This is a genomic window from Streptomyces achromogenes (assembly GCF_030816715.1).
GTDB classification, from domain to species: domain Bacteria; phylum Actinomycetota; class Actinomycetes; order Streptomycetales; family Streptomycetaceae; genus Streptomyces; species Streptomyces achromogenes_A.
In genome coordinates this window covers 8129608-8148156 of record NZ_JAUSYH010000001.1, presented here as the reverse complement: position 1 = coordinate 8148156, position 18549 = coordinate 8129608, and the positions used below count along the sequence as shown (strand labels likewise).

Genomic DNA, 18549 nt, shown 5'->3' with positions numbered 1-18549 from the left:
GAGGATCCCAGATGACACGCGCCGCCGTGTTCGACGTCGACGGCACCCTCGTCGACACCAACCACCTGCATGTCGTCACCTGGTGGGAGGCTTTCCGGCAGGCGGGCCACCGGGTGCCGACGCACGCCGTGCACCGGGCGGTCGGGCTCGGTTCCGACGACCTGATCGCCCACCTGCTGGGCGAGGACCGGGACACGGACCGGGACGCGGAGCTCAGTGCCGCCCACAAGGCGCTGTACGGCCAGTACTTCGACCGGCTGCCGCCGCTGCGGGACGCCGGGCGGTTGCTGCGCCGGCTGCGCGACGACGGCTGGACCGTGGTGCTCGCCACCTCGGCGAGCGGGTCCGAGCTGTCGGCCCTGCGCGCCGCCATCGACGCCGACGACGCCATCGCCGCGACCGCGAGCGCGGACGACGTCGAGGCGGGCAAGCCCTCGCCGGAGCCGGTGGCCCACGCGCTGGAGCTGGTCGGGGCGTCCGCCGAGGGGGCCGTTTTCGTCGGCGACACCGTGTGGGACATGCGGGCCGGCCGCCGGGCCGGGGTGCGCTGCGTGGGCGTCCTGTGCGGCGGCATCCCCCGCGCCGACCTGCTGGAGGCGGGCGCGGAGACCGTGTACGACGACCCGGCCGACCTTCTGGCGTCCCTGTCGACGAGCCCGCTGGGCGGGGAAGCGGGGTGACACACGTCACCGCGCGCCGCCGCGGACCGGGGAACACCCAGGAGTGGTCACCCGTTGAACAGACCGTGGGTGCGGACGGGACAGTGTCCCCGGGCCTCACCTTCTGCCCACAGGGACGATCGTCCGGCTGAAGCCCTGCGGCGCGTCTCGCCGAGTGGCGACCGCCGTGCGCGCCCACACTCAGACCGCCCCGACCGTGATTCCCCCGTCCGGTCGGGGCTCTCCTTTGCCCGGCTCCCCGGGTGGGCCCGGTCGGCCGTGCCCGCGAATCCTCAGGCGGACGGCTCTTCGGGCACAGGCTCGTCGGACTGGTCGATGTCGGTGTGCGACGGGCCCGGGGACGCGCCCTTGCGGCCGGTGCCCGACTCGTCGGTGTCGGGGACGCTCTCGGCCTCCGCCGGCTTCCCCGACCCCTTCGGGCCGGCGAGGTCCCAAGGGTCCTCCGCATCCGCGTCCGCCTGCTGGTCCGGCGGGTCGCGCGGGATGGGTGCGCTGGTCTCGCCCGGGCCTTCGAGGTTGTGTGCGGCCACGACGGCCTCCCTTCGCGGTCGTGCCTGCCCGGACGCCGTCCGTCCGGCGCCACGCGAGTACCTTCCAGGCGGCGCGCGAAACGTCACGCGCGGGCACGGCGGGGGCAGGGGCACGGGCGAGCCAGGGGTGTCCGACGAGTGGCCCCTGCGAGGGCGGGGAGCGGCCGGGCAGGAGCGCCGGGACAGGAGCCGGGGTGCCGGACCGGAGTGCCGGGGCAGGAGTCGCGGATGCGGACCGGTGTGCGCTCGGCAGGGGAACGCCCGAGGGCAACGGTCCGAGTGTCCGCGCAGTCATGCGCGGCGGGCCGCAGTGGCGGCGCCGCCTTCTCGGACCGATGGCCGGACGCGCTTCGGCGGCCGGGCGCTTCGCCGGCCGAGACCCCGTCAGCGCCGGTACGGGCCCCTCGGCGTCAGCACCGGCAACCGGGCTCCCGGTGGGGCGCGGGCGCCTCAGCGTGGGGCGCGTTCCTCCAGCACCGTGCGCCAGGCGGGCGCCGGGCCGGTGGGGGCGGGGTCGGGACGACGGCCGCCGCGGGCGAAGAAGTCGGCGAGCGGGAGGATCGCCGCCCCGACGGTGACGGCGTCGGGGCCGAGCCGTCCGAGCTCGACACTGACCTTCTGCGCAGGGTGGCGCAGCGCGTACGCGGTGGCATGGCGGCGCACGGCCGGCAGGAAGCGCGCCCCGAGTTGCAGGCCGGCCCAGCCGCCGATGAGGATGCGCTCGGGCTGGAACAGGTTGATCAGGTCGGAGAGGCCCGCGCCCAGGTACTCCGCGGTCTCCTCCAGCACCGCGAGCGCCACCGGGTCGGCGGTCCGGCCGCCGTCGGCGGTGTCGCCGCCGACCAGTGGGTAGGCGGCGGCGAGCATCGCCGTCAGCGCCGTCTCCTCGTCCGCGCCCTCCGGCGGCCGGCCGCCGGCCTCGCGCCAGCGCTCCAGCAGGGCCTCGGCGCCGGCGTACGCCTCCAGACAGCCGAGGGCCCCGCACCGGCAGCGGCGGCCGCGCACCCGCACGGTGAGGTGTCCCCACTCGACCGCCCGGCCGTGCTCGACCTCGGGGGTGACGAGGCAGGCGCCGACGCCCGAGCCGAAGAGGACGACGACCGCGTTGTGCGCGCCGCGTCCGCCGCCGAACCACATCTCGGCCTGGCCGAGGGTCTTCGCACCGTTGTCGATGAAGTACGGGACCGACTCGGGGAGAAGAGAGCCCTCTCGCAGCAGCTCCTCCAGCGGGACGGCGTCCCAGCCGATGGTCTGACCGTGCACGACCGCGCCGCGCCCGGGGGTGTGCTCGACGATGCCGGGGACGCCGATGCCGACGCCGAGAAGCTGTTCGGGGGCGACGGAGGCCGCCGCCAGCACCTCGGCCACGCCGTCGCGGATGTGGCCGACGATGCCGCCGACCTCGTACCGCCGCTGCTCCAACGGCTTTTCCACGCGCGAGAGTTCGGTCAGCGTCAGGTCGAACAGCTCGATCCGCACCCGGGTCTCGCCGACGTCCACGCCGATCATGTGGCCGCTGCCGGGGGCCGCCCGCAGCAGGATGCGGGGCCGGCCGCCGTCGGAGTCGACGCTGCCGGCCTCCTCCACCAGCCCGTCCGCGATCAGCTCGCCGACGACGTTGCTGATCGATCCCGAGCTCAGACCGGTGGCCGGGCCGAGCTCGAAGCGGCTCAGCGGGCCGTCGAAGTAGAGCCGCTGCAGCACAGCCGTGCGGTTGGCCCGCCTCAGGTCGCGTACCGTGCGCCCGTTCCGCCCCGTCATGTCGCTCCCTCCGAGCCCTGCCCGACCTGCAACATACCTCCGCGGACGGGCTCGACGCGATATTCGTCCAACCCTTAGTTCACGATGTGAGCTAAGAGACGTCCGTCTCGGCGATCTCGTCCAGCGCGGCGACGAGCTCCGGGGCGACCGTCTCCTGCGTCCAGCGGGCGTGATCCTCGCCGACCGCCCGGGGAACCGTCTCGGCGAGCATGATCAGGTAGAGGTAGGCGCGGTAGAGCGCGAGCCGCCGCCGGGCCGACGCGTCGAACACGGCCCGGCCTCCGGCCTCCCGATAGCCGGCGAGGAACGCCACGTCCTTCCTGATGTCGCCGAGCAGGGCCAGTGAGACGAAGTCCGCGAGCGGGTCGCCCCAGAACATCCGCTCGCCGTCGATGAGGCCTCCGATGCGGGCCCTGCCGCCGGTGCGGTCGACCAGGACGTTGCCGGGCCACAGGTCGAAATGGACGAGGCGCGGGACGGCGACGTCGTCGAGGGCGCCGTACGCGGACCTGGCGACGGCGGCCACCTCGCCGGCCGGGCGGGGCAGTCGGGCGCCGTAGTCGCGGGCGTCGGCGAGCACGGCGTCGAACATCGCCGTGAAGGCGCTGCGCCAGTCGGCGGCGAGCGGGCCGAACACCCCGGAGGGGTAACCGAAGCCGGGCCCGGTCACCTGGTGCAGCCGGGCGACCTGGCGACCCAACTCCGTTCTCAGTTCGGCCTGTTCGGCGGTGGTGAGCGCGTCGTCCCACGGCTCGCCCGGGCACATCGTCATCAGCAGCCACTGCTCGTCGAGGGCCACGACGCGCGGCGCCGGCACGGCTGCCTCGGCCGCGCCCCGGCACAACTCCGCCTCTCCGAGCAGCAGTCGGCTCTCGTAACGCAGGGCCGGTGCGGTGGGTGCGACCTTCAGCGCGTAGCCGTTGCCGTCCGTGAGGCGGAGTTCCTCGACCGTGTTGTAGGTGCCGCCGCCCAGCGGGCGCACGCGGGCCAGGCGGTCCGGCGGGATGCCCGCCGCCGCCAGTACGCTCCGCGCCCGTTCCCGGGAGTCCGTCATCGTGCGCCCGCCCCTTCCCCTCCTCGGGCCGGTCGGCCGCGTGCCCGCCGTCGGGCGTGCCGGCCGCCCACGGCCGGCCCGTCGAGCCGTGTCCTGCCGGTCCGGTCGCCGGCCCCGCCCCGCGGCCCGGTCCAGGGTACGTAACGCGCGCCGGATGCGACGCCGCACAGCCGGCACCAGCGGTCCTCGGGGCGGGAGTCGGGGCGGGAGTCGGGGCGGGAGTCGGGGTGCGGGCGGCGAGTGCGGTCCCCTTCCGGCCGTGGTCGTCGTGGACGTCGTGGACGTCGTGGACGTCGTGGACGTCGTGGACGTCGTGGACGTCGTGGACGTCGTGGACGTCGTGGACGTCGTTAGGCTGGCGCGATGACCACCGTCTGGACCGTCCGGTCCATCGCCTCGGACGACACCTCGGACCCCGCGCTGCGCCCGATGCCGTCGGAGGCGGTACGGCTGCTGGACGAGATCGGCGCCCCGCCCCGGCTGGTGGCGCACCTCAGAGCGGTCCACGACGTCGCCGCCCAGCTCGTCGAAGGGGTCGCCCGGCAGTGCCCGCGCCTGCCCGTGGACCGGGAGGCGGTGCTGTTCGGTGCGGCCACCCACGACATCGGCAAGACGCTGCACCCCGACGAGCTGTCCGGACCGGGCGCGCGGCACGAGGAGGCGGGGCGTGAGCTGCTGCTGGCCCACGGGGTGCCCGCCGAGCGGGCGCGGTTCGCCGCGACGCATGCCTTCTGGGCGGCTCCGGGCGTGACGGTGGAGGACCTGCTGGTGAGCCTGGCCGACAAGGTCTGGAAGAACAAGCGGGTCGCGGATCTGGAAGATCGGGTCGTGGCGGAGCTGGCGCGGGCGGGCGGCCGTCCGGTGTGGCAGGAGTTCCTCGATCTGGACGAGTTCCTCACGGCCGTCGGGGAGGGCGCGGACCTGCGGCTTGCCTGGCAGGCGGCGCATCCGGTCCACGGGTGAGGCGGGCCTCCGTTCCGGCCGATCAAGGCGGAGCGGGAGGAGCGGGTCGGGCCTGGCTCCCGTCCGGCCGTTCGCCAGGACCTGGCGGGCCGTACGGGAGCGGGCAGGCGCCGTCTCAGTGCGCGACGGCGGTCCAGCGCGGGTCGCGGCCGAGGAAGGCCAGCAGCGCCTGCGCGGGGTCGTGGTCCGGGGCGGGCTCTCCGGCCGGGGCGAAGACCTGGTAGGCATCGCGCAGGTGGTTCACGAGCCGGTCGGCCGCCGGCCTGATGCCCTCGGCCGTGCCCACCGGCAGCGGGCGGTCCTGACCGGTGGCGACGGCGATGTCCCAGGCGTGCACGGCGGCGTCCATGGCGGCGGCGCCGAGGGCGATCCGCAGGGGCAGCGGGCCGAGCGGGGTCGGGGCCTCCTCGGTGTCCGCGGGCAGCGCCGCGTAGGCCTCGGCCACCATGGTCAGGACCTTGTCCAGTTCGGCCGCCGGGTCGCCGTCGAGGGCGTCGGCCGGGTGGAAGGGGTCGCCGTCGGGCCGGCCGCCGGTGAGCGCCAGACCGTAGCCCTGCTGGTCGATGCGGGCGTGGTTGAGCACCTGCCGCGCCGTCCATCCGGCGCACGGGGTCGCGCTGCCCCACTGTCCGTCCCCGACGCCCGCGACGACCTCGCGCAGGTAGTCGTGCGCCTGTGTGAGGACCTCGATCCCGACCGTGCCGGCCTTGTCCGTCATGCGTCTCCCCCTCGTCTCCCGCTCGGCTCCCGCGGCCCGCGCTCTCCCGGCCGCCGAGAACAATCTAGGCACACTTGCGGACAGCCATCGTCCTGAGTGGACATTGATCGATCAGACTGTCCCGGTCGGGGCATCCGGTCGCCGACGCGGCCGATCGGGCGGCGCGATGCGCGCGGCGCTGCGGAGACGTTCGAGGCCGCGGGCGAAGGGGAACGGGAGTGAGGATGCAAGAAGTACGTGAGCGGGCGGCGCCGCTGGTGCGGTTCGTACAGCGCCACCGGGACCCCGTCGTCGTCCAGGCGCTGCGGTCGGCCGCCGCGGCCACCCTCGCCTATGTCCTCGCGCTGCGCCTGAGCCCCGAGGCGCTGCCGCTCACCGCGCCGCTGACCGCGCTGCTGGTCGTGCAGGTCACCCTCTACGCGACGCTGACCAACGGCATCCGCCGGGTGAACGCGGTGGTGGCCGGTGTCATCGTGGCCATCGCCTTCAGCCTTCTGGTGGGTCTGACCTGGTGGAGCCTGGGGCTGCTGATCGTGGCCTCGCTGGCGGTGGGGCATCTGGTGCGGGTCGACGAGTACGTGCCCGAGGTGGCGATCAGCGCCATGCTGGTGCTCGGGGTGACCACCGTCGGGGACACCGCGTGGTCGCGGGTGGTGGAGACCCTGATCGGCGCGTTCGTGGGACTCGGCTGCAACCTGCTGCTGCCGCCCCCGGTGTGGGTGGAGGAGGCCGGCGAGTCGATCGAGGGGCTGGCCCGCCGGCTGCGGCAGCTGATGCTGCGCATCGGCGACGAGGCCGCCGGCCGCACCCCGTACGAACAGGCGGCCGAACGGCTGCACGAGGCACGCCGGCTGGACCACGACATCGTCGAGGTGGACGCGGCCCTGCGGCAGGCCGAGGACAGCCTGCGGCTCAACCCCCGCGTGCGGGAGGGGCTGCTGCACCGGGTGGTGCTGCGCACCGGCCTGGACACGCTGGAGATCTGCACGGTCGTGCTGCGGGTGCTTGCCCGCACCTTCACCGACCTGGCCAAGCAGCGGGAGTCGCAGCCGCTGTTCCCGGCCGGGACGGGGGAGGTGGTCGAGCGGCTGCTGTCGGAGATGGCCGACGCGGTGGTCAGCTTCGCGGTGCTGGTGACCACGCAGGTCAGCCAGAACGCCGACGCCGCCGAGTCACGGCTCACCGCCGAGCTGCGGCAGGCCGCGGCGACCCGGGACAAGCTCGCCCAGCTCCTGCTCGAACAGCTCCAGCACGACGCCCGCCAGTGGCAGCTGCACGGCGCGGTGCTCACCGAGGTCGACCGCATCATCGACGAGCTCGACACCGAACACCGCACCCAACGCCTGCTGGAGGAACTGGACCGCAACAGCCGGGAGCAGCGTGAGCGCCGTCCGTGGCTGCACCGGCTGAGGCAACGGCTGCGCGGTCGCTTCCGGCCGCGGCGGAACCGGACCACCACCGCACGTCGTTCCCGGTGACGTACACGACGACGAGGGGAGCGCACGGATGACCGACACGACCGTACGGATCGACGGGGACATGCTGCGGCTGCCGGGCGGGGTGGCGGTGCGGTTCATGCGGACCCTGCGACTGCCGGAGCAGGGCACCCACGACCTGCCGCCCGGCCTCGGCGTGTTCCCGGTGCGACGGGTCTCCGACCACGCCGGCACCGTGCCCGCCGAGTGGCTCGCGCGCGGGGGCGTGATGCTGCCGATGTACCTGCGCGAGGCGATGTGGCTGAGCTTCGCGTCGTCCTCGGAGCCGGCCGCGCTCCAGGTCGGGGCGGGCAAGGTGTGCGCGGTCTCCGGCAGGCCGTGGAGCGACCGGCTCTCCCGGGACCCGCAGAACTACGTGGCGCTCCCCCGCCAGCCGTGGCTGGACGGCATCAACTCCGGCAGCGGCACGGTGCGCCAGTTCGTCGCGGTGCCGCTGGGCCTGGGCGCGACCGTCGAGGGCCAGGTCACCGGCGAGGAGGTGTGGGGCGGGGTGCAGTTGCAGTCGTTCCCGCTGGAGGAGCGTCGGCGCGCCGAGTGGCTGGAGGCCGAGCGCAGCCGCCGCATCCCGCTGACGCAGGACCTGATCGGCGGGGTGTTCGGCAGCCTTCCGCCCGCGGCCCCGATGGCGGGCGCGGCGCCTCGTCCGGGCGGCGCGCCGCGGGCCCGGGCGGTCGCCGCGATGGGCCTCGGGGTGGGCGGTTCGATGCGCCAGGAGGTCTACCGGGACGAGCGTCCGCTCGCGCACTACACGACGGAGCCCGCCGCCCGGGTCTTCGTGCATCTGGTGACCCCGCCGGAGTGGCGCCGGATCACCGGCGAGGAGCCGCCGCCGTCGCCGGCCGACCGCGCCGCGTACACCAGGGCGGGCCTGCCGTGGTTCGACTACTACGACGACGACGCGCAGGACGTCGCCCCGAGCGACGCCCTGGGCGCGGTGCGGCCGGTCGGCGAATGGCTCGGCGACGATCTGGATCCGTGGGAGCCGCCCGCCCCCGGCCAGGTGCAGCACCTGAAGGACACACCGGGCAGCCCGGTGCAGGACGGCGACTGGTAGCCCCCCTCCCCCGCCGTCGGCGGCCCCGGCCGCGCCGCGCTTTTGCGTTCGACGGCGGTCCGGGTCAAGGTGGCTGTCACGGCGCGGGCGGACGACGCGGACGGACGACGACGACAGGTGCGGGCATGGGCAGCGGGACGGGCGCGGCGCGCGGGGGGTCTCCCCGCTCCGGCGGAGCCGACGGCGGCCGGGGCTGGAGCCGACGCCGCTTCGTCGGCGCGATCGGCGCCCTCGGCGGCGCGACGGCGGCGTCGGCCCTGGCCGGCTGCGCGGGCGACGGGGACGGCGGTGACGGCTCGGCGGCCTCGCGGGAAACCCCACAGGCCGCCCCGCCCGGGCAGCCGTCGTCGTCCGGGCCGTCGTCGTCCGCCGCACCCGCGACCACGCCGGGGTCCGCACCGGGCGCCTCCGGGCCCCGCCCCCTCTACCTGGGCACGTACACCTCCGCGGAGGGCGGCGGGAAGGGCGTCGGCGTCGCCTCGTACGACCCCGCCTCCGGGCGGATCACCGGCGGCGGCACGATCATCGGCGTCCCGGACCCGTCGTATCTCGCGGTGCATCCGGACGGCCGCACGCTGTACGCGGTGAACGAACGCGACCGGGGCGCGGTGACCGCCGTTCGGCTCGCCGACCGGACGGTGCTGGGCAGCAGGGCCACCGGCGGGGCGCACACCTGCCATGTGTCGGTCCACCCGAGTGGCCGGTGGCTGCTGAGCGCCGACTACGGCTCGGGGAGTGTGACCGTGCACCCGATCGCCGCCTCGGGGGCGCTCGGCGAACGCACGGACCATGTCACGCACCGCCGTCCGGCGCCCCGCAGCGGTCAACGGGGCCCGCATGCGCACCAGTTCGTCACCGCCCCGGACGGCGGCCATGTCATCGCCGTCGACTTCGGCACGGACACGGTGTACAGCTACCGACTGGACGGGAAGGCGGGCACCCTCACCGAGGTCGCGCAGGCGCACACCCGGGCGGGCGCCGGTCCGCGCCACCTCGTGTTCCACCCGGGCTGCCGGTACGCCTACCTGGCGAACGAGGCCGACGACACCCTCGCCGTCTGTGCCTACGACGCGTCGAGCGGCCGGCTGACGATCGGCCGGCCGCAGTCCACGGGCGCGAAGGCGGACGTCAACTACCCGGCGCAGCCCGCCCTGACGCCGGACGGCCGGTTCGCCTTCCTCGCCAACCGCGGCGACAACAGCCTCGCGCGCTACGCCGTGGAGCAGGACGGGGCCCGGCTGCGCCTGCTCGGCACGGTGCCGGTGGAGGGGGACTTCCCGCGCCAGATCGCCCTCTCGCCGGACGGCGGCCTGCTGTTCGCCGCCAACCAGCGGTCCGGCACGATCAGCGTCTTCCGGGTGGACGCGGGGGGTGAACTGCGGCTCGCCGGCGAGCCGTTCGCGTCACCCGTCGCCGTCTGCGCGCTGCCGCTGTAGGGCGGCGCGGGGACAGGACGCGGCGGCCGCCTGAGTGAGCAGCACGTGCATGCGCTCGGTGAGCTGGGAGACGTCGTCGGCCGGCGCGTGGAAGGGCAGGCGTACGTCGCCGTGGGCGCGGGCGCGTTCGATGCGCAGCGTCAGTCCGTGCCGGTCGACGGCGAGCGGCTGGACGCGGACGGCGCCGTGCAGGCTGTCGGACCGGACGAGCCGGGTCAGCCGCTCCACGGCCTCGGGATGGGCGTCGGCGAGATGTGTCAGCAGGTGCGCCTCGGCGCCGGCCAGCGGGTCGGGCGCGGCGGCGGCGAACTCGGCGAGGTCGACGACCACCGCGCCCTTGCTCTCCTTCAGCACGACGCGCGTGGCGTGGAGGGCGAGGCCGCCGTCCTCGGGGGCGAACCAGCCGGCGAGCCAGAGCCGGGCACGGATCCGGCCGCGCACCGGGACGGGTGCGACGTCGGCGAACTCCAGCACCGCGGCCGGCTCGCCGCGCGGCGCGCAGATCGCGGCCGTGCGCAGGGCGCTGTCCTCGGGCACCCGCAGGGTCACCCGGCCGTCGTCGTCGACGGTGTGCGCGCCGACGAACTCCTCGCGCCCGCCGTCCGCGGTCACCGCGCAGGACCACGAGGCCGCGAGCACCGAGCGGGCGCGCTCGGCGGCGGCAGGCGCGGCCGCCCAGCTCTGGTCGTCACCCATCCTGAACCTCCCAAGGTAAGGCTTGCCTAACCTATCGGAGATCCGCTCGTGCGCCAACCGCCGCACCGCACCCTCCGGCGTGGGGGGACAGATCACGCCGCAGGCGCGATGACCCCCAGCAGCGCCCGTGCGCACAGGTCCCGCACCTGCTCCCGCGACAGGTCCGCGCCGCGCAGCCACTCCAGACAGACCGCCGTGGTGAACGCCAGCCAGCCGCGCACCGCCAGCCGCACCTCGGGGCGCTCCTCGAACACCGGGCCGAACTCGGGGTCGACGCCGAGGGCGGCCAGGATCTGGCGCTCCTGCGCCGCCAGCGCCCGCCGGTAGACCGTGCGTACACCTCGGTCACCGGCGGCGTCCGCCCGGTGGAACGCGCGGTAGCCGTGCGCGTGGGTCTCCACGTACTCCAGGTAGGCGTCGAGCCCGGTAGCCAGCTGCACGCGGACCGGGACGCCGGGGACTGCCGCCGTCATGCGCAGCATCCGCTCGCTCTCGCGCTCGACGACCGCCGCGAAGAAGTCCCGCTTCGTGGGGAAGTAGTGGTACAGCAGCCCGCGGGAGACCCCCGCGATCTCGGCCACCTGCTCGATCCACACCTCGTCGTAGGGGCTCTCAGAGAACAGACGCGCGCCCACCGACAGAAGCTGTTCCCTGCGCTCCCCGGTGCTGAGTCGGCGCCGGGTGCGCTCGCCCTGGTTCGCAGCCATCCCCGCACCTTACTTGACGTCCGCTCGACGACGGGACCAGACTGGGCGCGCTATTGAACCCACGTACAACATGCTCAACCTGCCGGTGCATCAAGGGAGATCGCGTCATGGCGGAGACGGGGACGACGGGCACGACGGGAACGGGGACGGCCGGGGCGGCGGTGCCGGACGCGCTGCCGAAGGGGTTCCGCGGCGCGGAGCTCGGGTGGCCCGAACTGCACCGCATCCCCCACCCGCGGCACCGGCTCCCCCTGCTGGGCGACATCCTGGGCGCGAGCCGGCGCACCCCCGTGCAGGACTCCCTGCGCTACGCCGGTCAGCTCGGGCCGATCTTCCGGCGCAAGGCGTTCAACCGGGAGTTCGTGTTCGTGTGGGGCGCCGAGCTGGCCGCCGACATGGCCGACGAGCAGCGGTTCGCCAAGCATGTGGGACTGGGCATCGCCAACCTGCGGCCCGTCGTCGGGGACGCCCTGTTCACGGCGTACAACCACGAGCCCAACTGGCAGCTGGCGCACGACGTCCTCGCTCCGGGATTCAGCCGGGAGGCCATGGCTGCCTACCACCCGATGATGCTGGACGTGGCCGAACGGCTCACCGCGCACTGGGACCGGGAGCTGGCCGCGGGCCGGGCGGTGGACGTGCCCGCAGACATGACCAAGCTGACCCTGGAGACGATCGCGCGCACCGGCTTCGGCCACGACTTCGGCTCCTTCGAGCGCGACCGGCCGCACCCGTTCGTCACCGCGATGGTCGGCACCCTCAGTTACGCACAGCGCCTCAACACGGTGCCGTCCCCCGCGCTGATGCGGCGGGCCGCGCGCCGCAACCGGGCCGACATCGCCTACCTCGACCGCACCGTCGACGCCCTGGTGCGGGAGCGCCGCGCGCAGGGCGGCCAGGACGGCGACCTGCTCGACCGGATGCTTGACACCGCCCACCCCGAGACCGGCGAGCGCCTGTCGGACGAGAACGTCCGGCGGCAGGTCATCACCTTCCTGGTGGCCGGACACGAGACGACGTCGGGCGCGCTCTCCTTCGCCCTGCACTACCTCGCCCGCGATCCCCGTGTCGCCGCCCGTGCCCGCGCCGAGGTGGACCGGGTGTGGGGCGACACGGCCGTGCCCGCGTACGAGCAGGTGGCGAAGTTGCGCTACGTCCGCCGGGTCCTGGACGAGGCGCTGCGGCTGTGGCCGACGGCGCCCGCTTTCGCGCGCGAGGCACGGGAGGACACCGTGCTGGGCGGGGAGCATCCGGTGCGGCGGGGCGGCTGGGCGCTGGTGCTGACGGGCATGCTGCACCGGGATCCCGCGGTGTGGGGTCCGGACGCCGAACGGTTCGACCCGGACCGCTTCGACGCCCAGGCCGTCCGCGCCCGCGCCCCGCACACCTTCAAGCCGTTCGGGACGGGCGCGCGGGCCTGTATCGGACGCCAGTTCGCGCTGCACGAGGCCACGCTGGTGCTCGGGCTGCTGCTGCGTCGCTACGAGCTGCGGCCGGACCCGGCGTACCGACTGCGGGTCGCGGAACGTCTGACGCTGATGCCGCAGGGGCTGCGGCTGCATCTGGAGCGGCGTGCGCCGACGCCCTCCGGAGGACCGGATGCCCCGTCGGACCGGCCGGTGGACGAGGAGCGCGAGGCCGACGGTCGGACCGGGCGCGGCGGGGCGGGCGAGCGGGGCGACGCGGACGGGACAGGAGACGCGGGCTCGGGCTCCGGCTCTGGCTCCGGCTCCGGCTGGGAGTCCTCGTCAGACCGGCGTTGTCCAGTGCACCGGACGGGCGAGTGACTTCGGCACCCTGGTGGCCGCGCTCCCCCTGGCCGCGTTCAGCTGCGGCTGGGTGAGGAAGAACGCGCCGGTGAGGTCGGCGTCCGTCAGATCGGCGTCGCGCAGGTCGGCGCCGATCATGTCCGCCCGGCGCAGGTCGGCGCCCGTGAGATCGGCCGCTATGAGACAGGCGCCGCGCAGGTTCGCACCGTGCAGGTCGGCGCCCTTGAGGCGGGCGCCCATCAGGTCGGCGCCGCGGCGCTCCTTCCGGCGTCCGCCGACGCCGGCCCGGACCAGCTCGCTCGTCCTCAGCAGCAGCACGTTGACGTCCTGCCGGTGCGCCGGGACGTCGAGCGCGACCAGCTCTCTTGGGGGCAGCAGGGTCAGTTCCTCGGTTTTCGCCAGCGCCCGGCGCAGGTCGGCGTGGACCGGGCGGGCCGCGGGCAGGCCGAGCGCCTCGGTGAGGTACCACAGGAGTTCGTGGAGCTGCCGCACGACCGGGAACACCTCGGTCATCCGGCGGGCCTCGGCCGACGGAGCGGTGCTCCGGCCACGGCCGCCGAAGGTGACCTGGGAGACCTTCTGCCCGGCGCCGAAGCAGTCGTAGACCGTACAGCCGGCGAAGCCCTTCTGCCGCAGCCGTGCGTGGATGCCGCAGCGGTGGTCCTCGCCCAGGTTCGGGCAGGGCGTGCCGGCCGGCTTGTCGATCGCGAAGTCGGCGGAGCGGGCGAAGGGCAGGGCCACACAGCACAGGCCGAAGCAGTTGGCGCAGTCGCCGCGCAGCGCCGCCGGGTCCACCGTCTCATCGTGCATCCGTCCACCCTACTGACCTGCGGCCATGCTTCGTGCACCCGTATTCCGGCCCACCGGTCCGACCGGCACACACCGCCGAAGGCGACGTCCCGCACCACCGAAGGCGACGTCCCGCACCGCCGAAGGCGACGTCCCGCTACCGGGCGAACAGCTCGAACGCCACGGCCGGCCGGCCGCCGAACCGCTCCCCCACGGAGTTCGCCACCCCGGTCAGGAACCCCCGTGCGTACGTCTCGGGCTCCTCGTCGGTCAACGCCTCAATGTAGGCGCGGTGCTCGAGCAGCGAGCCGACGGCGCGCTCCAGCCCCGCCGCCGCGTCGACCGCGTGGGTGGGTGTCGCGGAACCCGCCACGGCGACCCAGCGCACGCCGTTCCAGGGCTGGAGGCCCTGCTCGACGAGTTCCGGGAAGATCCAGCGGTTGCCGGCGTCCCCGGCCGCGTCGAGGGTGGCGCGGCCGACGGCGACGTGGTCGGGGGTGTTCCAGGCGACGCCGCCCCAGGTGTCGCGGTGGTTGAGCGTGATCACGAGCTCCGGGCGGTGGCGGCGGATCGCGGCGGCGATGTCCCGGCGCAGGGCGGGGCCGTACTCGACGACGCCGTCCCGGTGGTCGAGGAACTCGACCGTCGAGACGCCCACCACGGCCGCGCTCGCCCGCTGCTCCCGCTCGCGCTGCGGGCCGCACTCGGCGGGCGCGAGGGTGTCGATGCCGGCTTCGCCGCGGGTCGCCAGCACATAGGCGACCTCACGGCCGGCGTCGGTCCAGGCGGCGATCGCCGCCGAGCACCCGTACTCGAGGTCGTCCGGATGGGCCACCACGGCCAGGGCGCGCCGCCAGTCCTCGGGCATGGGCTGGAGCTGAGTGATCGTCGGCTCGGTCATGTCCGCAGACTAGTGCGTGACACCGGCATCACGCTTCGTCACGGACCAGGGCGAGCAGCCGGTCCAGGACGCGGGGGCCGCCGGCCCGGACGCCGTCGTGCTCGAACTCGTCGGTGACCCAGGTGCGCAGGCCCCGGATCGCCCGCGCGGTGCGCAGGGAGTGGGCGGTGTCGACGTACAGGTCGTCGTGGTAGATCGCGGCCGCGACCGGGACCTCGTTGACGGCCAGGCGGGCCGGGTCGTACAGAGGCGTCCAGTCGGTGCGGGCGGCGAGGAGTCCGGCGGTCTCGCGCAGCGGGCGCAGCGCGGGGTCGGCGTCGAACATCCAGGGATGGATCGTCTCGCCGGTGAGCAGCAGCGGGCCGTCGCCGGTGAGCGTCCTCGCGGCGTCGAACTGCGGGAACTCGGCGCGCACCCGCTCGGCGGACCACGCGGTGGGGCGGGCGTCCTGTCCGTAGATCGCCTCGTGCAGGAGGGCGTAGAGCGGGTGCCCGGCGAAGGAGAGCCGGCCCTGCGTCTCCTCCTGGAAGGCGTCGGAGAGGGCGGGGCCCTTCAGGGTCGGCACGAAGGCGTCTTCGAGGAGGTGGTGCAGACGGTGACTGCCCTCGCCGCCGCCGAGGAGGATGCCGACGGTCTGGAAGGCCTCGGCGGTGAGCCGGTAGCCGCTCGGGAGGGTCACCTCGTGGTGCAGGAGGTGGTCGGCGACGCGGCGCGCGCGTTCGACGTCCTGCGGATAACGGGCGTAGTGCGCGGCGGCCTTGCGCTCCATGCGCGGGTACGCGGCGCGGTAGACGTCGTCGGCGTGGCCGTCCAGGGCGGGCAGACCGCCGGTGATCAGGGCGGCGGCCAGGCCCTCCGGTGCGGTGGAGAGGTAGGTGACCGTGCAGAAGCCCCCGAAGCTCTGGCCCAGCACGGTCCACGGGGCGCCGCCGGTGACCTCGCGGCGGATCAGCTCGCAGTCCCGGACGATGGAGTCGGCGCGGAAGTGCGCGAGGTAGTCGGCCTGTCCGGCCGGTCCGCCGCGCAGCGGCAACGTCTGGCGGTTGGCCGGGGTGGAGTGGCCGGTCCCGCGCTGGTCGAGGAGGAGGACGCGGTACTCCTTCAGCGCGCGGCCGAGCCAGGCCGGTCGGCCGACGAAGCGGTGGGCGCCGAATCCGGGCCCGCCCTGGAGGTAGAGCAGCCACGGCAGGTCGCGGCCGGCCCTGTCGCTCGCGACGACCTCGCGGGCGTACAGCGAGATCGTCTCCCCGGCCGGGTCGGCGTGGTCGAGCGGCACGGCGAAGCGGCGGTCGGTGAGTACGACGCCGGGCTGGCGGTAGCTGAGGGACAACAGGGGTCTCCCGGGACGCTCGGTGTACGGGCCGCGACCCAGTCCAGCACATCCGCGGCCGGCGCCGTGCCCGGGGGATCACGCTCCGGCTGCTGCACAGCCGCTCAGCGCGCCGACAGGCTCGACCGGCGGACCACCAGCTCCGGCTGGAGCACCACGCGACGGTGTTCGTGCGCCCGCTTCCCGTTCTCGTGCCCCTCCTCCGTCTCCTCCAGCAGCATCTCGGCGGCCAGGGCGCCCATGGTGACGGCGGGCTGCCGGACGGAGGTGAGGGGGACCGCCGCCGCGGCCGCGAACTCGATGTCGTCGTAGCCGACGATGGCGAGGTCGTCGGGGACGCCCACGCCGGCCGCGTACATGGCCTGCAGCACGCCGAGCGCGAGCAGGTCGTTGGCGCAGAACACGGCGGTCGGGCGGTCGGCGAGGCCCAGCAGTCGGGCGCCCGCGTCCCGGCCGGCGGCGACGTCGAGCCGCTCGGTGGGCAGTTCGCGCAGCCGTTCCGGGCCGAGGCCCGCCTCGGCGAGCGCGGCCAGTGCGCCGGTACGGCGGTCGCGGACCTGGGTGAAGCCGGGCGGCCCGCTGACATAGGCGATGGAGCGGTGCCCGACGTCGATCAGGTGCCGCACCGCGAGCGCCCCGCCCGCCACGTCGTCCACCGACACCGAGCACTCGGCGGTGCCCTCGGAGACCCGGTCGACGAGGACGAAGGGGATGCCGTGCCGGCGGAAGGACTCGATGTTGCGCCCGGTCGCGTCCGCCGGGGTGAGCAGCACGCCGCGCACCCGCTGCTCGGCGAAGAGCGACAGGTACTCGGCCTCCTCGCCCGCGCTCTCGGCACTGTTGCAGACCATGACGCCGAGTCCGGCGTCCCGGGCGGCGCGCTCGGCGCCCCGGGCGACGTCCACGAAGAACGGGTTGCCCATGTCGAGGACGAGCAGCCCCATGATCCGGCTGCGGCCGGCGCGCAGTTGGCGGGCCGACTCGCTGCGGACGTACCCGAGACGGTCTATCGCCGAGAGCACCCGGGCCCGGGTCTCCATGGCGACGCTGTCCGGGCGGTTGATGACGTTGGACACCGTGCCGACGGAGACTCCGGCGGCACGGGCGACGTCCTTGATACCCACCGACTGGGCCATCAGGCGTGAACCTCCAGGTGAACGGGGCACGGCGGGACGGCCTTCACATTACCGCCATGCCGCCGGGCCTCCGGCCGAGCCGGTGCGCCGGTCATGCGGGCAGTGTGAAGTCGATGACGCGGAGCGCCGACGGGGTCGTCCCGCTCGACTTCTCCTGGTACATGAACGACAGCGTGTTGTCGGCCTTGACCCGCATCTCGTCGATGACGACCTCGCCGAAGGCGTTGAGGCCGCTGCCGTCGAAGAGGATCTTCCAGTCGGTGTACCCGGATGCCTTCGAGGCGCCGGCGATCCTGCCGAACGGGAAGATCGCGTACGCGTTGTCGTACTTGTCCAGGATGAGCTTGGTGCGCTGGCTGGAGCCGAGGACGACCGGGATCTCCGTCTTCTGCCAGCTGCCGGAGGTGTTCTTGCGCAGGTGGAAGGCGCGGCCGTTGGCGGTGCGGTCGTTGACGTAGTCGGTGGTGCACTGGCCGAAGCGGCCGGGTACGTAGCTGATGATCGCGTGCGGCCGGCCCCCGGAGTCGGTGGCCTGGCTCTCCTGGTTCATCAGCGAGTGGTCGGGGTTGAGCGGGTCCACGACGAGCCCGCTGTCGGTGACCGCGACCTTGTCGGAGCCGCCGGTGACGCCGACGACCGCGCCGGCGTTGTTGCGCCAGGTCCGGCCGCGGTCGTCGGAGTAGACGTAACCGGTGTCGTGGTTGGTGATGCCGCCGCCGGAGCACATCACGGCGCCGTTCTGCTCGCGCCAGGTGAAGAACGAGTGCAGCCGGCCGTTGACGTCGTAGTCGATGCCGTGCAGGTACATGTTGCGGGCCGTGCTGGAGCCGTGCTCGCTGGTGTAGGTGCCGGTGGAGCTGGACCACTCGCCGAGGTTCTGCCAGGTCGAACCGTCGTACTCGGCGAGGGCGTTGCGGCCGTTGCCGGATATGGCGACCCGGTAGCTGAGCTGGAGCCTGCCCTCGGGGGTGGAGACGAACTGCGGGTAGGTGAACTGGGAGGTGAGCGCGAGTCCGTCGAGGGTGGTCTGGACGGCGCCGAACCTGGACGACGTCCAGGACGTGGTCGCCGGGTTGTCGAGGAGGCCGGCGACCGACTTGACGTAGAAGAAGCCGTCGCTGTGCGAGTCCATGTTGAGGTGGAGCCGGCCGTCGGTCTTCGAGACGCCCATGGAGATGACGTTGTGCGAGTCGCTGGACTTGAGCTGGTGCGCCAGCGTCACCGTGGACCAGGTGGTTCCGCCCAGGACCCGGCGGGCGACGACCGCGTTCCGGGTGGCGGTGTACCAGGTGGCGTACTGGTAGCCCTTGTAGGTCAGCAGACCGTTCTTCTGGAACGAGTTGTTGTTGACCAGGCCGTCGTAGGACACGAAGAACACGGCCTGGGCGTCGAGCAGCGTGGTCGTCCTCCTCGTGACCGCGGGGCCGGGGTCGGCGGCGCGTGCGGTGCCGGCGGCCAGCACGGGAGAGGCTGCGGCGCTGAGGAGGGCGCCGGCCAACAGGGTGCGTCGTCTCATCTCGGGACTCCGT

General features: G+C 74.2%; 17 protein-coding genes. 6 read left to right on the top strand and 11 right to left on the bottom strand.

From position 1 onward, the window contains the following. The first annotated feature begins 11 nt into the window (after positions 1-11). Positions 12-680: an HAD family hydrolase gene (locus QF032_RS35860; protein ID WP_307059354.1), complete on the top strand. Its 669-nt coding sequence runs from the start codon at positions 12-14 to the stop codon at positions 678-680. Positions 681-952: 272 nt separating this feature from the next. Here QF032_RS35860 and QF032_RS35855 read toward each other — a convergent pair whose 3' ends face one another. The 3 genes from QF032_RS35855 to QF032_RS35845 form a co-directional block, all read right to left on the bottom strand. Further along, positions 953-1210 carry a hypothetical protein gene (locus tag QF032_RS35855; protein ID WP_307059352.1) on the bottom strand — a complete coding sequence of 86 codons (258 nt, stop codon included), beginning with the start codon at positions 1208-1210 and terminating at the stop codon, positions 953-955. Positions 1211-1660: 450 nt separating this feature from the next. Further along, entirely contained in the window at positions 1661-2971 is a 1311-nt protein-coding gene (locus QF032_RS35850; RefSeq protein WP_307048459.1) for an ROK family transcriptional regulator, read from the bottom strand. Positions 2972-3062: 91 nt separating this feature from the next. Beyond that, the gene (locus QF032_RS35845) at positions 3063-4025 is read right to left on the bottom strand and encodes a phosphotransferase family protein (protein ID WP_307059351.1); all 963 of its coding nucleotides are present in this window, start codon (positions 4023-4025) and stop codon (positions 3063-3065) included. Between the two features lie 363 nt (positions 4026-4388). Between QF032_RS35845 and QF032_RS35840 the strand changes: the two genes are divergently transcribed. After that, the gene (locus QF032_RS35840) at positions 4389-4988 is read left to right on the top strand and encodes an HD domain-containing protein (protein WP_307059349.1); all 600 of its coding nucleotides are present in this window, start codon (positions 4389-4391) and stop codon (positions 4986-4988) included. Positions 4989-5103: 115 nt separating this feature from the next. Here QF032_RS35840 and QF032_RS35835 read toward each other — a convergent pair whose 3' ends face one another. Continuing rightward, positions 5104-5706 carry a TIGR03086 family metal-binding protein gene (locus QF032_RS35835; RefSeq protein WP_307059347.1) on the bottom strand — a complete coding sequence of 201 codons (603 nt, stop codon included), beginning with the start codon at positions 5704-5706 and terminating at the stop codon, positions 5104-5106. Positions 5707-5930: 224 nt separating this feature from the next. Here QF032_RS35835 and QF032_RS35830 point away from each other — a divergent pair, with 224 nt between their 5' ends. The 3 genes from QF032_RS35830 to QF032_RS35820 all read left to right on the top strand — a co-directional run bounded on the left by QF032_RS35830 (position 5931) and on the right by QF032_RS35820 (position 9692). Further along, positions 5931-7184, top strand: a complete 1254-nt coding sequence (locus QF032_RS35830) for an FUSC family protein (RefSeq protein WP_307048450.1) — start codon at positions 5931-5933, stop codon at positions 7182-7184. Positions 7185-7212: 28 nt separating this feature from the next. Beyond that, the gene (locus QF032_RS35825; RefSeq protein ID WP_307048448.1) at positions 7213-8256 is read left to right on the top strand and encodes a hypothetical protein; all 1044 of its coding nucleotides are present in this window, start codon (positions 7213-7215) and stop codon (positions 8254-8256) included. A gap of 125 nt (positions 8257-8381) precedes the next feature. Further along, on the top strand, positions 8382-9692 hold the full coding sequence (locus tag QF032_RS35820) for a lactonase family protein (RefSeq protein WP_307059345.1): 1311 nt from the start codon (positions 8382-8384) through the stop codon (positions 9690-9692). Here QF032_RS35820 and QF032_RS35815 read toward each other — a convergent pair. Together QF032_RS35815 and QF032_RS35810 are read right to left on the bottom strand one after the other, a co-directional pair. Continuing rightward, positions 9660-10388, bottom strand: coding sequence for a DUF2470 domain-containing protein (locus tag QF032_RS35815; protein WP_307048444.1), 729 nt, complete (start codon positions 10386-10388; stop codon positions 9660-9662). The genes QF032_RS35820 and QF032_RS35815 overlap by 33 nt on opposite strands. A 92-nt stretch (positions 10389-10480) precedes the next feature. Next, a complete protein-coding gene (locus QF032_RS35810) occupies positions 10481-11095 on the bottom strand; it encodes a TetR/AcrR family transcriptional regulator (RefSeq protein WP_307048442.1) in 615 nt (204 codons plus the stop codon). Between the two features lie 107 nt (positions 11096-11202). Between QF032_RS35810 and QF032_RS35805 the strand changes: the two genes are divergently transcribed. Further along, positions 11203-12882: a cytochrome P450 gene (locus QF032_RS35805; protein ID WP_307059343.1), complete on the top strand. Its 1680-nt coding sequence runs from the start codon at positions 11203-11205 to the stop codon at positions 12880-12882. On the opposite strand, the gene QF032_RS35800 is transcribed toward QF032_RS35805, so the two are convergent. The 5 genes from QF032_RS35800 to QF032_RS35780 all read right to left on the bottom strand — a co-directional run bounded on the left by QF032_RS35800 (position 12844) and on the right by QF032_RS35780 (position 18536). Continuing rightward, on the bottom strand, positions 12844-13674 hold the full coding sequence (locus QF032_RS35800) for a pentapeptide repeat-containing protein (RefSeq protein WP_307059342.1): 831 nt from the start codon (positions 13672-13674) through the stop codon (positions 12844-12846). The genes QF032_RS35805 and QF032_RS35800 overlap by 39 nt on opposite strands. A gap of 136 nt (positions 13675-13810) precedes the next feature. Then, positions 13811-14554: a PIG-L deacetylase family protein gene (locus QF032_RS35795; RefSeq protein ID WP_307059339.1), complete on the bottom strand. Its 744-nt coding sequence runs from the start codon at positions 14552-14554 to the stop codon at positions 13811-13813. A gap of 28 nt (positions 14555-14582) precedes the next feature. Further along, entirely contained in the window at positions 14583-15884 is a 1302-nt protein-coding gene (locus QF032_RS35790) for an alpha/beta fold hydrolase (RefSeq protein ID WP_307048433.1), read from the bottom strand. A 104-nt stretch (positions 15885-15988) separates the two neighbouring features. After that, positions 15989-17020, bottom strand: a complete 1032-nt coding sequence (locus tag QF032_RS35785) for a LacI family DNA-binding transcriptional regulator (RefSeq protein WP_307048431.1) — start codon at positions 17018-17020, stop codon at positions 15989-15991. Between the two features lie 91 nt (positions 17021-17111). Continuing rightward, positions 17112-18536, bottom strand: a complete 1425-nt coding sequence (locus QF032_RS35780) for a BNR repeat-containing protein (RefSeq protein WP_307059337.1) — start codon at positions 18534-18536, stop codon at positions 17112-17114. Between the last annotated feature and the right edge of the window lie 13 nt (positions 18537-18549).

Excerpts from the sequence above, each read along its gene's own strand:
- QF032_RS35860 (WP_307059354.1), top strand. The coding sequence starts at position 12 with ATGACACGCGCCGCCGTGTTCGACGTCGACGGCACCCTCGTCGACACC.
- QF032_RS35850 (WP_307048459.1), bottom strand. The coding sequence starts at position 2,971 with ATGACGGGGCGGAACGGGCGCACGGTACGCGACCTGAGGCGGGCCAAC.
- QF032_RS35845 (WP_307059351.1), bottom strand. The coding sequence starts at position 4,025 with ATGACGGACTCCCGGGAACGGGCGCGGAGCGTACTGGCGGCGGCGGGC.
- QF032_RS35840 (WP_307059349.1), top strand. The coding sequence starts at position 4,389 with ATGACCACCGTCTGGACCGTCCGGTCCATCGCCTCGGACGACACCTCG.
- QF032_RS35835 (WP_307059347.1), bottom strand. The coding sequence starts at position 5,706 with ATGACGGACAAGGCCGGCACGGTCGGGATCGAGGTCCTCACACAGGCG.
- QF032_RS35830 (WP_307048450.1), top strand. The coding sequence starts at position 5,931 with ATGCAAGAAGTACGTGAGCGGGCGGCGCCGCTGGTGCGGTTCGTACAG.
- QF032_RS35825 (WP_307048448.1), top strand. The coding sequence starts at position 7,213 with ATGACCGACACGACCGTACGGATCGACGGGGACATGCTGCGGCTGCCG.
- QF032_RS35820 (WP_307059345.1), top strand. The coding sequence starts at position 8,382 with ATGGGCAGCGGGACGGGCGCGGCGCGCGGGGGGTCTCCCCGCTCCGGC.
- QF032_RS35815 (WP_307048444.1), bottom strand. The coding sequence starts at position 10,388 with ATGGGTGACGACCAGAGCTGGGCGGCCGCGCCTGCCGCCGCCGAGCGC.
- QF032_RS35810 (WP_307048442.1), bottom strand. The coding sequence starts at position 11,095 with ATGGCTGCGAACCAGGGCGAGCGCACCCGGCGCCGACTCAGCACCGGG.
- QF032_RS35805 (WP_307059343.1), top strand. The coding sequence starts at position 11,203 with ATGGCGGAGACGGGGACGACGGGCACGACGGGAACGGGGACGGCCGGG.
- QF032_RS35800 (WP_307059342.1), bottom strand. The coding sequence starts at position 13,674 with ATGCACGATGAGACGGTGGACCCGGCGGCGCTGCGCGGCGACTGCGCC.
- QF032_RS35795 (WP_307059339.1), bottom strand. The coding sequence starts at position 14,554 with ATGACCGAGCCGACGATCACTCAGCTCCAGCCCATGCCCGAGGACTGG.
- QF032_RS35785 (WP_307048431.1), bottom strand. The coding sequence starts at position 17,020 with ATGGCCCAGTCGGTGGGTATCAAGGACGTCGCCCGTGCCGCCGGAGTC.
- QF032_RS35780 (WP_307059337.1), bottom strand. The coding sequence starts at position 18,536 with ATGAGACGACGCACCCTGTTGGCCGGCGCCCTCCTCAGCGCCGCAGCC.